The organism is Enterococcus sp. OL5, assembly GCF_006491895.1.
Lineage (GTDB): Bacteria > Bacillota > Bacilli > Lactobacillales > Enterococcaceae > Enterococcus_D > Enterococcus_D innesii.
The window spans coordinates 149,324-162,238 of record NZ_VHIL01000007.1; the positions used below are offsets into that span (position 1 = coordinate 149,324).

Below are 12,915 nucleotides of genomic sequence, written 5' to 3' on the forward strand. Positions count from 1 at the left end.
TTAGTTGAGTTTTTTCAGCTGACTGATTTGGGCAGCGACTTGCTTTAAGAAGGCTTCTTGACCAGCCGACTGTTCTTGGCTGTAAAGATAGGCTTCGTATTGCTGCGTCAAGCGGATAAAATCACCATGGAACAGTGGATAGAAGGCTTCGAGTCGTTGGGCATAATCGATCAACGGCTCCGCCTCGTTACGGTACAGAACTTTCGTCGTTTGTCGTAAAAACAAAGGATAGGCAGCAACTAGCGGCTGTTTGTTAAAGCGGCAGATCAACCATAAATGAATACGGAAAAACGAATGGCGGAAATAGAAAAGCAGGCCAAGTCCTAAGATAGCTAAGCCTCCAAAGAAGCCATTGCGCAGCGTTTGTTTCAGCTCCTCAGTCAACCAAACATCATCGGTAACCGCGGCTGTTGCAGAACTGCTGGTCGTGGTTTCACTACTTTCTGTTTCCGTATTGCTCGTTGGTGTTGTCTCGCTGCTAACGGTCGGTGTTTCTTCGGAGCTAGTAGATTCTTGCGTCAACACGGGACGATCTGGATTTTGGAAACTAGGTGTCGGTTCAAAAGGCACCCAGCCGTATCCGTCAAAGTAGACTTCCACCCATGAGTGGGCATTCAAGTTACGGACAGTATAAGTAGTGATGCCGTTTTCTGTCACGGGGGATCCAGGAGAAAAGCCTTTAGCCCAGCGAGCAGGGATCTCTAAACTCCGTAGTAGCACGACCATTGCCGTGGAAAAATTGTCGCAGTAGCCGACTTGTGACTCAAATAAAAATTGATCAACGTAATCTTGCTCTTCTGCAGGCACGACGGCATCGGTCTTGGAATAGCGGAATACGAGTGGATCTTTCAAATAGCTTTCAACCGCCGTGACTTGATCAAACAGACTGTTGCTGTCAGTGGTGATCTCAGCAGCGAGATCACGTACCCGCTGCGGCAAAGAATCGGGTAACTGGATATAATCGATCGGAGAATCCGGATAGATCAAAGGCAGATTTTGGAGATTTTCTGCGGCAAAATCTGGATGGTCCCAATCGAAGGTCAAGGTGGTGTCGGGGAGTGGATCAATGAGATCGACCCGCTGGATGGCATCGCTGATTTGAAAACCGCGAGCACCGTTTTCAAGGGACAACGTGCTGCGCCCATAGGGCAATGGGACATAGTCTCCATGGTTTTGAAATTGGACCCGAACGGATTCGTTTTCAAGATAGGCTTGCTGATAGCTTTGATCCGCGATCGTGACGCCCTCTGCCTCTAAGCGAGCCTCTTCGCGGCTCGTACTGATCCAGCCCTTACCAGAATAAAAATCTTTGCTTTCCACCCGCCAGTAATGTGGGGTTTCTTGTTGCGCTTCAAATAAAATCGTCGCATCATCCAGTAGTGGTCCGCCTAATTGACGGTCGTTTTCACTGAATCCTGTGCGAGAACCAGTGGGGGTGCCATGTTCTTCAATAAATTGATAAAAACCCAGCTGATTCAGATTTGTCCGTATAGGCGTGGAACGGGCTGCCAACTGATCCCGCAGGCTCGTTTGCGGCAAGTAGACAGCAGTGACGGCTAATCCACCAATCAATAGCATCACGGCGAACCAGGGGGCGATCATTTGACTGGATTGAAAGGCGCTGCGCTGGATCAGTGAAGAAGCCAAGGCACAAAGAAAAATACCGATCAAATGCCACGTCAGATCAAATTGGTTAAAAATCACGACTGTTAGCAAGTAGCCGATCATGGTAGCGTAAATCAAGAAAAAGCGTTGATAAGCGATCGGTAAGATCGCTAAAAACAAGACCCAACTAACGATCAATGTCACCGCCGCCAGTTCGGTGATATAGCCGACTTCACCGCTGAGGATCTCTTGAAAGGCACGGTGCAGGTCCAGCCAAAAACGCAGCAGCCAATCAAAAGAAAAGGCAGTCCCATAAGGAAAGATCCAATACAAGACCATCAGCCAAGCGGCTGCCAGCAAAGGCAAACTGTAACGGACTTTCGGCACGACGGTCAAAATCAAACAGACACTAAAGGCATAAGTTAAAAGGGTGAACTGATTGCCAAGGTCATAAACTGCGATAAACGGCAAGATCACCAGTGATAGACTGAGAAAGGTCAGAAGACCAATCAGCGCTTTCTTAATAAATCTCATCCTACCGCCTCCTCAAGTTCATTCAACTGCCTCATTAAATCAGCGTAGGTAAACACTTGGCAGCTGTTTTTTGCTTCCAACTGACTGAGGTAGTTTTCCAGTTGTGGGGTGAAAACCGGGGTAATGAAGATAAGATGGCTGCCAGTCAAAAGCGGTACCCCTTCAGGAACTTTCTCGAAGGGAAGGATCTGGGCATAGGCAGCGGCATCCGTTTGGTAAGGAGAAGTTAATCCGTCACCAATCAAGAGCGGCTGAAAAAGTCGTTGATTTTGCGAGAAATGGTGGAGCGAATAAAACAGTGTCAAAGTCTCTTCAAAAGCAGGCTGATCTTCTCCCCAAAAGAGCAGAAAGATGTCTTGTTCTTCTTCGTGTTCTCGTTCGCGATAGATCAATTCCTGTTGTTTGCTGGATAATTTCCAATCGATATTTTTTAAGGAATCCCCTAACTGGTATTGACGAAACTGTCGAATAGAAAAATTGGGTTCCCCGTGGCTTTGGCTGCGGACTTGCTGTTTAATAAAAGGCAGTAGGGTAACGGCTTCAGGCGTCAATTTAGGCAGGATCAAAATCGTTTGGTTCGCAACTGCAGCGTAGCTTTTTTCAAAAAAGCCAAAGAGATCATGGCTGGACAGTTGAACGGACAATTCTTCATAGCTGCCGCGCTCCTTTGGGGTCCAAGGCAGCTGGAGCCGGATCAGATTGCCTCGATAAAAGGCGCTGTGATGACTTTCCTTGAAACGATCGTCAAACTGTAAGGTGAAATCGACCAGCGGCAGCAGCGTCGGGCGATACTTGAAGACTTGCAGCGGTAAGGTGATCGCTGTGTGTGTTTCAGCTTGGATCGATTCTTCTAAAATGATTTGGACCTTCTTGAGGGAGGGCAGCAAGAATACTGCGTCAAGCAACAATAACAGAGTCAGTAAAAACCAAAGGCTCCAGCCAGCATTATTATTGAAGATCACACAATAAGCCAGCAGCAAAAAATAAACAGCACCAAACAGCAGGATGCGCAGCAGGCGTTCAATTTTCTTTTTTTTCATCGCTATTTCCTCGTTGGGACAGGCACCCGCTGGATCATCTGTTTCATCAAATCTGAAAGGGTCTCCGTGCTAGCATGAACGCCGCCTTTCAGTAATAAACGATGACCGAAGACTGCTGGTAAAATTCGCTGCAAGTCTTGCGGCGTGACAAAGGTGCGGCCTTCCGTCAACGCTAGAGCTTTAGCGCCTTTTAAGAAGGCGATCCCACCACGTGGACTGATACCAAGGTCAATGGCATTGTGCTGTCGACTTGCTTGCACCAGCTGCAATGCATAACGGGCGACTTGCTCATCGACATATACGTCATCGACCATCGCTTTTAAAGCAGTCACTTCATCAGCATGTAAAATAGTTTGAATCTGATCCAAGCTTTGCTGTCGTTTTCCAGTCAAAAGGGCGAGCTCATCTTGAAAATCTGGGTAACCGATATGCAGGCGGAACAAAAAACGATCCAATTGGGCTTCGGGCAAGGGATACGTTCCTTCATATTCGATTGGATTTTGGGTAGCTAACACAAAAAAGTGGGGGCTCAATGGGTACGTTTGATTGTCGATGGTGACATGATTTTCTGACATGGCTTCTAAGAGTGAGGCTTGCGTCCTTGGTGTGGTGCGGTTGATCTCATCTGCCAAGAGGACGGAGGTGAAGATCGGACCAGGACGAAACTCGAACTGATGGCTTTGGGAATTAAAAATCGAGACACCTAATATATCGTTAGGCAAAAGGTCAGGGGTAAACTGTACCCGTTTGTAGTCACTCTGAATGGCTTTTGCTAACGACTTGACCAACATTGTTTTCCCGACACCGGGAATATCTTCGAATAAAACGTGCCCGCCAGCAAGCAGCGCAGCTACGGTAAATTGGATCACATCTCGTTTGCCTAAAATCACTTTTTCCACTTCTGCGATCAAGGCATCAATTTTTTGTAATTCAGCGGTCATGAAACAACCTCCTTGCGTTCTTTTCTTCTATTGTAACGGTTTTCTAGAACTGTCGCAATTTTCGTGTAACAATTAAAGAAAATTTCAAGAATATTCTAAATAATGAAGAAAAATCAGTGTGACGGAAGACGTAACAAAAGCAGACCCCCAAATGGTTCATCAGGTGTCTGCTTTTCATGGAAATGATGGACCCATTTGTTAAAGGGATGCGCGCAAAAGCTCAGCGGCGATCTGATCTGCCTGCCGTAAATTCCAAGCATCAGTTCCCGGCTGAGCAGTGGCAGCCGTCAGCCAGTGGATGCCTTCTGTGGGAATCCCAAAACAATAGAGGGTAGTGTAGGGGCGTTCATCTGGTCCAAGGACCTGATTGGTCTCTGGATCGATGGCGATAGCCCCCGTCTCAAAAGGCTCCTCATTGGGGATCGGCAACTGGTGCGGGTGAATGATCCGATCGTTTAGCAGTTGCCGCAACAAGGAATTGTTGGTTCGACGAATCGCTGTCGATGGAATGCGGGCCTCAATTAGTTGCGTCGCGTGATAGCGTGTGTCGGGAAATCGCTTTGAATACGTACAATAAGCCTCCTCGATCTCAACAGTCATGTCAGGACCTAGTAAGGTCACCACTCCGGCTTCCATCAATGCCACCAGTTCTTGCAGGCGCTGAACTGGCGGACCGATCGATAAAAAGCTGTTCAAGGGAACGAAAGACTGCCAAAAGAGTGTTTTCAGGTCTTGTGCTGGCATTAGCTGATGATCGAGAACAAACCGAATCGGGTCCCGCAGATCTTTGAAGACTTCCAAGGCACTGCTGATAGGTCCTGTCAGATTGCCTTTTTCGGCATCTTGGATTTGGGTACGTAATAGCGCAATGAAAAAGTCTTGCAACGACTGCTGCTTTTTCTGAGCAAAGGGATCGGCTAGTTGTTGCCATGACCACCACTCCGTCGTAGGAAGCTGCCATTTTTTTAGCAAGTCTTCAGATTCTTCCATGGCAACAAAGGCGGTGGTAAAAGCGGCAAGCTGATTTTTGTCCAGCCGTTGTTTTTCTAAAAGCAGCGTCTGATAATAGACGAGTTCTGCCTCTTTTTTTAAATAGAAGAGCAGGGTCTTGCCAGCAACCGTTTTGGCTGCTTGCCAAGCAGCGAGGCGTTCAGGGGTCAAAAAAACGGGCTTTCGCTGCTGCGTTGGTGTTTTTTGGTTGCGGCCACGAGGATGATACGGGATACCCCGACGAGAACCGGCGATGATTTGCGGTTCTTCACCAGAAGGTTGATAAACGAGGGATTCATTGACTTTGACGAAGGTGCCGCCCCGACCGCTGGTCAAGCGGGTGACGTAATCGTAAAAGGCAAGTCCTAGTCCCCGTAAAATCACAGGTTTTCCGGCTTTTACAGCCGTTAGATCCGTATCTGCCGCATTGGCTGGCGGTGCATAAAACCAGCCATTTTTTTCGGCAGCATTCGCCAATTGTTGTTCCCCTGATGACAGCTGGGTCTGTGAATGGCCTGTAGCTAAGACGACGGCATCAACAAGGAATGTTTGGTGAGCCGTCGTCAACTGGTAGCGATTTTTGGAAAGAGGGGTCAAGGAGCTGACCCTGTCTGACAGATGGTTGACGGTAATGGATTCAGGCAGCTCTTTTAATAGCTGCTGATAAAACCACTGCTGATAGAGGCCATATAACGCCCGCGAGCAATGCCCGTTAGGATCAAGTGAATCAAGTGCTGTGCATTCCGTAACGAGCTCAGGAGCATGCGTGGCTGCGAAATGTTTCCCTTCTGTCACTGCCCATTCGTATAAGGTAGGTCCTTTGACCACGGGACCGCCGGTGCTTAATGTGTCATCCGTGAAAAGGGTGACTTGACTGGTTACAGAATTCAATAGCAGATCCGCCGATTGGTCCGTGCGCCAAACTGCCCCAGGAAGAAAGGGATCAAACAGCAGCAAGTCGATGGCTTGTTTGTTTTGTTTGCTATGAGCGATCAGTCGTTCTGAAAGTGAAAGTCCACGAGGACCAGCACCAATGATAGCTATTTTCATATCACACCGCCTCAATTATTCTATGGTCTTTGTGTCATCAACGGGCTAAGTCAAAAGGTGTCTTGCGGAAGATCAGCCAGTGCATGCCTAGCACCATGGCTTCCTCGATGGCATCGATATAATGAAAAGCAGGCTGATTGGGTTGTTGCTGCAGCAATGGATTTTTTTGGATCGCGTCTAAGAGATCGGTTTTTACTGCATCACTGCTGGCTAAAATAATACAGTGGGGGGCAAAAGCTGCATTATAAAATGGCAGTAAGCTTGTCAGACGCTGGACCAAAGCCCTGCGGTCTTGCGGTGCCCCTTGATCCAAGTAGCCGGGCAAAAATTTTGCCTCTCCTGCTAGGGCATCTTTTCCTTCTAAAAGTGCACCATTGACCAGGAGCGTGATACCAGGCATGCTTTTTTCGGGATTGTACATGCCGACGATGGTTTGCTGCAAAGAGATCTGTTGGGCGATGCAATAGCCGATCGTTAAAATATGGGCATCGTTTTGACAGTAGAAGGGCAGGGCAGTGACCTCTGCCACGAGAGCTGCCAGCTGCCAGCCATTGAATTTTTCATACCAGCTGGAAGTCACGGTTCCTCCACTGATTTTTCCTGGTAAAAAGAGGGCGATCTGTTCCACAGAGGGAAATAATGCTAGCTCGTTCGTTACACATTCTTGAAAGCGATGAGGGGCAACATCAGGAAACGGCTGGTCGTGTTTTGCCAAAACCTTCCCCTTGAGGTCGATCAGCATGGACCAAAGAGCCAAGGAACCATCGTGATCAATAAAGCTAAGCAAAAGAGAATGGCCTCGGTCTTGGTTGAGCTGATAGGTCACAGCAGGCCGCCCTAGCTCTTTTTGCTCCAGCGGACCTTTAGTGATTTCTTCCTCTGCCAACAATTCTTTTAATAATGAGTTAGTGGTGACCATGCTGATGCCGGTTTTCTTTACTAAATCGGAGGCGAATAATGCCCCGTTTTGAAATAAGGTTTTTAAAACCAGCTGTTTGTTTTGCTGGCGAATGGAATGAGTGGTAGAAGCCATAGGTGTTCTCCTTAATGAAGTGATTTAATTAAGTATACCGACGGGATGAAACGATGTAAAGTTTTTAAAAGACTGACTTGACGGAAAATTTGAAAATAAGTATACTTAATTAATAACGTTAATTAAGTGATTTGGAATAAAGAGGACACGAGGTAGAGGGGAAGAGAAACGTATGATCAAATTAGTCATCACAGATTTAGACGGCACATTTTTGAACAGCCAAGGCAGTTTTGATCGGCCTTATTATCAACAAGTCAGCCAACAAATGAAAGAAGCGGGGGTTGCTTTTGCGGCGTGTACCGGCAAACAGTGTGAACGAGTGGAAGAACTGTTTGGTGAAGCAGCAGCGGATGTTTGGATTCTTGGGGATAGCGCGACCCGCATCAAACATCAAGGCGAATACATCTTTGAATCACTGCTGCCAAACGAATTAGGGCGGCGGATCATTGCGAAGCTCGCTGCGATTGCACAAGATCATGTGATCATCGCCTGTACACCGACTGCGGCGTACATTGCTGAAACGACCAATGAAGCAGATGCCCAGAAAGTGCGTGGCTCTTATCGGGTGGTCAAAACGGTGGCGGATTATCAAACCATCACAGAAGATTTTGTGAAGCTCACTATTTTTGATCCAAAACTACGTTGCTTTGAGCATGTTCAACAGTTAAGCGAGTTTACAAACGACGCCTACATCGTGGCTTCGGAAGCCGCTTGGATCGATATCACCAATCAAGGCGTCCACAAAGGAACGACTGTGGCACACTTGCAAGAATTGCTGCACGTCACACCAGAGGAGACAATGGTTTTCGGTGATGGCTTGAACGATTTGGAGTTGATGGCAGCTGGCACGTTTAGTTTCGCCATGAGCAATGCCTTTGAGGAAGTCAAGGCAGCGGCAGCGTTTGTGACCAAATCAAACGATGAAAATGGTGTGCTGAAAACTATCGAACGTCTGTTACCGCTACAAATGAACCAATAAAAAAACCGCTCCCTAGCAGGGACAGCGCGTCCTTTCATTTGACTGAAAGTAGACTGCTGCCTGTTGCTAAGGAGCGGTTTTTTCGTTATGCATGTGGTTGACTGACGCTATAAGGATAGGCATCGGCTGACCACTCTTTGCTGCGAGGGACGATACCTAGCTGGAAGTTCAATGTACCACCGGCAGTCAATTCTTGGTGGGTGAAAAACAATCGCTCGAAGGGTTCTTCGTTCAATTTAATTTTATCCACGAAGAGCTGTTGCGGCGCATTGGGCGTGCTCTTGATCACTAAGTCTTTGCCTGAAGCAAGATGCAGGGTTGCTTGATCAAATAATGGCATGCCGATGACATATTCCCCCGTCCCTGGTGTGACTGGATAAAAGCCCAAGGAGTTGAAGATGTACCAACCAGCCATGCTACCGTTGTCTTCATCGCCAGGAAAGCCTTTGGGCGAGTCGTTGAAGCATTGTGTCAATAGCTGCTTGATCAAGGGCTGTGCCATTTCTGGTTTGCCCAAATAGCTGAATAGATACGGATAGTGGAAGCTTGGCTGATTGGAGATCGCCAGCTGACCAAAATCGAGTGCGGCCATCTCACTCATTTCATGGATCTCAAAGCCGTAGCCTTCTGTCGTATAGCGAGGTTCTTGATTGCACAAGTCGATCAGTTTTGCTTCAAAGGCCGCTTTGCCGCCATGTTCGGCGATCAAACCAGCGAAATCATGGTAAACAGCAAAACTGCTTTGCCACGCACTGCCTTCTGCATAATCCAAGCCCCAGCGTGTGTCACTAAACTCTGGACGAAAAGCGCCATCGGGATCTTTTGCCCGCATAAAGCCGGTCTCCTGATCGAAAATGTTGCGGTAATTTTGCGATTGCTGCTGATAATAGTCTGCTTGCTCGTCACCCAGCTGTTGCGCGACTTGTGAGATACAAAAATCACTGTAACAATAATCAAGGGTGTGATTGACCGATTCATGATGCGTCAATGGCACATACCCGTAAGTCAAATAGTCCGTTGTGCCACGCCGACCATAATTGGGATTTTCACTTTGGACGGTGGCGCCTTTTTTCATCGCTGCTAAAAATTCGGGCATCAAATCGGGACGGATACCTTTTACTGCGGCATCAGCGATCACGGCATCGATCAGCGTACCGGGCATCAACCCCCGCTCATCAGGTGATAGCCATTTTGGTAAAAAGCCGCTTTCGCGATAACTGTTCAAAAAGCCTTCCAGCATGTCTTCCAATTGTTCGACAGCCAAGAGTGAAAAGAGCGGGTAGACAGTTTTATACGTATCCCAAAAGCCGTTGTTTGTATACAGTGGTCCTGGTTTGATCGCTTTTGCCAAGGTATCCCAGTGCATTTTGCGGCCCTCTTGATCGATTTCGAAGAAGGTTTGAGGAAACAAGAATAAGCGATAAAAATTATGATAAAAAGTAGAAACTTGTGTTTGATCGTGATGCTCGATCTCGATTTTTTGCAAAAAATGATTCCATTGCTGTTGGACAGAAGCCAGATAATCGGCAGGAGCCCATTGCTGTTCCCGTTGCAAGTTCAAACAAGCTTGTTCGCGACTGAGAAACGAGGTCGCAAAACGGATCGTCTGTGTTTGGCAATCATCAAAGCGGAGAACGACGAAGGCTTCTTTGCCTGTCAAGGCACCTTCGATCGCCGTGATGGGTGTTTCAAAACGATAGACGAAATGGAAGGTGAAGCGTTCATCTTCGCACCCGGAAAATACGATCAATTGACCAGCCACTGTCTGTTCGTCCAACTGTTCTAAGACATAGTCACCCGGCAGCGACAAGCCAAGACCTGGCTGATCCCCACAGTTTTCAATAGTCAGCACACCGCCATACATGCTGGGGATCAAAGTCGTTGTTGTTAAATACCGCTGCGTCTTGATTCTAAGAAAGGCTGGATTAAAGGTGCTTTCTTCAGGACGATACGAGCTTTGCGCATGGAAAAGGGTATTTTCAGAAAGCGTGCCGTTTATCGGCAGCATCGTCAGATGGCTGAAATCCCCCATCCAAGGGCTAGGCTGATGGGTGATGCGAAAGCCCTGAAAGGTTCGATCTTCTGGATGAAACCACCAACTGCCGCGTTGATCACTGGTTTGCGGGGCAAAGTAGTTCATGCCAAAAGGAACCCCTGTATAAGGCAGGCAGTTGCCATGGGAAAAACTATATTGGTTGTCTGTTCCGTGTCGTGTGTCGATCATTGATACGTTCACTTGGTTCACTCCTTTAATTGGGTTGATTCTCTTTTGATCAAAGAAACCGCCACTAAATGGGTGGTCGTCTCCGTTGGTACTGGGGTTGCTGCCTTCGCAGCGTTGATTTTCTCAATCACTTGCTTTCCTGCCAAGCGCCCCATCTCCGCAAAATTCTGCCCGATGGTCGTTAGGGCTGGATCAACGAGGGCAGCGGCTTGGATATTATCGAAACCAACCAGGGAAATGTTGGTAGGGACATGCAGATCTGTTTGGCGCAATGCCCGCATCAATTCGATGGCGATCAAATCATTTTCACAGACGGCTGCCGTGACCTGATGTTCTTCCAGGTAGTCAAGCGCATTTGCGATGCTGGCAGTCGCGTCGTCTAACTTGGTGCGAAAGGTTCTTTGGGCTTTTTTCAGTGCATCGATGTAGCCTAGATAACGCTGACGGACGGATTGTGGATGATGGGTATCACCAAAAATATAAGCGATCCGTTGATGCCCCAACGCAAGTAAATGCTCCGTAGCTAGCTGTCCACCTTGAAAGTTATCTGGCATGACCGCTGGAAATTCAAACTCATGCAACTTTTTATCTAAGGTCACGATAGGAAAGTGTTTTTCAGCACATTCGAACAGCAAGTCATAGTAAGAAAACGTATTGCTGGCGTAATAGATCAGGCCGTCGAATTCTTGCATCAGCTCAGCTGCCGTCGTTTTTTCCAAATAATCCACTGGTGTCATCAATAGTTCAAAGCCGTGTTCTTGCATCACTGGGTAAATGCCTTCGGTAAAGTTTCCTAAAGAAAGATCATTGGCGAAGGGCAAGACAAACAAAATTCGTCCAGTCGCTTTTTTTTCCTTCAATTCCCGGACAAAGCTGCCGCTGCCTTGCACGCGATAGATCAGCTGATTTTGTTCCAGTTCCGTCAAGGCTCTTTTAGAGGTGATCCGACTGACTTGGTATTGTTCAGATAGTTCTTTTTCAGTAGGGACACGACTGCCCGGAGCCAAACGGCCTTCAATGATGGCTTCGTGAAGTTCCGCGTAAATTTTTTTATATAATGGTTGTTTCATAAGAAAACCCCTTTTGATATATCATATTTGTTAGCATACCATAAACCAACAAAAATGAAAACCCTTTAATTATTTTGAAAAAGCGCTAGACATTCACATGATTCATGATATACTAGGTTCGTAAATTGATATATCAAATCAGGGAAGGTGATGGAATGGTTTATAAAGAAATACCAACTTCAGTAGCAACATTTATGGAAACGATTACGGATCTATGCGGAGAAACGCATGCCGATTGGGCGAAAAATTTTAACGCAGCTTTTGCCAATACACTATTAACGACGGTCAAGCGTCATGAGGATGGCACGACCTTTTTACTGACGGGGGATATTCCAGCGATGTGGCTGCGAGATTCCACTGCGCAAGTTCGTCCGTATTTGGTGATCGCCAAAGAAGACGAAGACTTAGCAAGCATGATCAGCGGGTTAGTCAAGAAGCAATTCTACTATATTACGATCGATCCTTATGCAAATGCTTTTAACGAATCAGCCAATGGCGCTGGCCACCAAACAGACGATACAGAAATGAACGATTGGATCTGGGAACGCAAATATGAGATCGACTCTTTGTGTTATCCGATCCAACTGGCCTATCTGCTATATAAAAACACAGGCAGAACCGATCAGTTCAATGATGATTTTGTAACAGGCATCAAAAAAGCCTTGGAGGTGTTTGTGACAGAACAAAACCATGCGGAATCCCCGTATCGCTTTGAACGGGATACCTGGCGAAAAGAAGATACCTTGACTCATGACGGCAAAGGAGCACCGGTGAAACCCGTTGGCTTGACTTGGTCAGGCTTTCGACCAAGTGATGATGCCTGCAAATACGGCTATTTGATTCCCTCCAATATGTTTGCGGTGGTGGTCTTAGGCTATATCCAAGAAATCTTTACGACGGTTTTAGAAGATGCAGCGATCGTGACACAAGCAAAAAAATTACAAGCAGACATCGAAGCGGGCATCAAAGAGCATGGGTTGACCAAAAACCAAGCTGGCGAAGAAGTTTACGCCTATGAAGTGGATGGATTCGGCAATAGCACCCTGATGGATGACAGCAATGTGCCGAATTTGATCGCCGCTCCTTACTTGGGGTATGGCAGCATGGAAGATCCTCTTTATCTTCAGACCCGTAAAACGTTGTTGAGCAGTGAAAATCCGTATTTCTATGAAGGCAAATACGCCAAAGGCATTGGCAGCTCTCATACGCCAGAAAATTATGTGTGGCCGATCGCCATGGCAATGGAAGGTATGACCACCACTGACAAAGAAGAAAAGAAACGAATTTTGGATCAGTTAGTGGCGACAGATGCGGGTACCAATTTGATGCATGAAGGGTTCGATGTCGATGATCCTTCGCAATACACGAGAGAATGGTTCTCGTGGGCGAACATGATGTTTTGTGAATTGGTCATGGATTATTTCGATATCCGAGTGGAAAAATAAGCAG

At 47.1% G+C, this 12,915-nt stretch carries 9 protein-coding genes; 2 read left to right on the forward strand and 7 right to left on the reverse strand.

Annotation, left to right across the window (positions count from 1 at the left end; translation table 11 throughout):
* The 5 genes from FJU10_RS10245 to FJU10_RS10265 all read right to left on the reverse strand — a co-directional run bounded on the left by FJU10_RS10245 (position 1) and on the right by FJU10_RS10265 (position 7,193).
* Entirely contained in the window at positions 1-2,139 is a 2,139-nt protein-coding gene (locus tag FJU10_RS10245) for a transglutaminase-like domain-containing protein (protein ID WP_140965829.1), read from the reverse strand.
* Complete coding sequence (locus tag FJU10_RS10250; RefSeq protein ID WP_140965830.1) at positions 2,136-3,179, reverse strand: DUF58 domain-containing protein; 1,044 nt, start codon at positions 3,177-3,179, stop codon at positions 2,136-2,138. The genes FJU10_RS10245 and FJU10_RS10250 overlap by 4 nt, the downstream gene beginning before the upstream one ends.
* A gap of 2 nt (positions 3,180-3,181) precedes the next feature.
* A complete protein-coding gene (locus FJU10_RS10255) occupies positions 3,182-4,120 on the reverse strand; it encodes an AAA family ATPase (protein WP_077452765.1) in 939 nt (312 codons plus the stop codon).
* A gap of 198 nt (positions 4,121-4,318) precedes the next feature.
* The gene (locus tag FJU10_RS10260) at positions 4,319-6,160 is read right to left on the reverse strand and encodes an FAD/NAD(P)-binding protein (RefSeq protein WP_140965831.1); all 1,842 of its coding nucleotides are present in this window, start codon (positions 6,158-6,160) and stop codon (positions 4,319-4,321) included.
* Between the two features lie 37 nt (positions 6,161-6,197).
* Positions 6,198-7,193, reverse strand: a complete 996-nt coding sequence (locus FJU10_RS10265; protein WP_140965832.1) for an ROK family protein — start codon at positions 7,191-7,193, stop codon at positions 6,198-6,200.
* Between the two features lie 172 nt (positions 7,194-7,365).
* On the opposite strand from FJU10_RS10265, the gene FJU10_RS10270 reads away from it, so the two are divergent.
* Positions 7,366-8,172, forward strand: a complete 807-nt coding sequence (locus tag FJU10_RS10270; protein ID WP_140965833.1) for a Cof-type HAD-IIB family hydrolase — start codon at positions 7,366-7,368, stop codon at positions 8,170-8,172.
* Between the two features lie 85 nt (positions 8,173-8,257).
* Here the strand turns inward: FJU10_RS10270 and FJU10_RS10275 are convergent, their stop codons facing one another.
* Together FJU10_RS10275 and FJU10_RS10280 are read right to left on the reverse strand one after the other, a co-directional pair.
* Positions 8,258-10,408: a GH92 family glycosyl hydrolase gene (locus FJU10_RS10275; protein WP_140965834.1), complete on the reverse strand. Its 2,151-nt coding sequence runs from the start codon at positions 10,406-10,408 to the stop codon at positions 8,258-8,260.
* Between the two features lie 5 nt (positions 10,409-10,413).
* A complete protein-coding gene (locus tag FJU10_RS10280) occupies positions 10,414-11,466 on the reverse strand; it encodes a GntR family transcriptional regulator (protein ID WP_140965835.1) in 1,053 nt (350 codons plus the stop codon).
* 155 nt (positions 11,467-11,621) lie between these two features.
* Between FJU10_RS10280 and FJU10_RS10285 the strand changes: the two genes are divergently transcribed.
* Positions 11,622-12,911 carry a glycoside hydrolase family 125 protein gene (locus tag FJU10_RS10285; RefSeq protein WP_140965836.1) on the forward strand — a complete coding sequence of 430 codons (1,290 nt, stop codon included), beginning with the start codon at positions 11,622-11,624 and terminating at the stop codon, positions 12,909-12,911.
* The last annotated feature ends 4 nt before the right edge of the window (positions 12,912-12,915 follow it).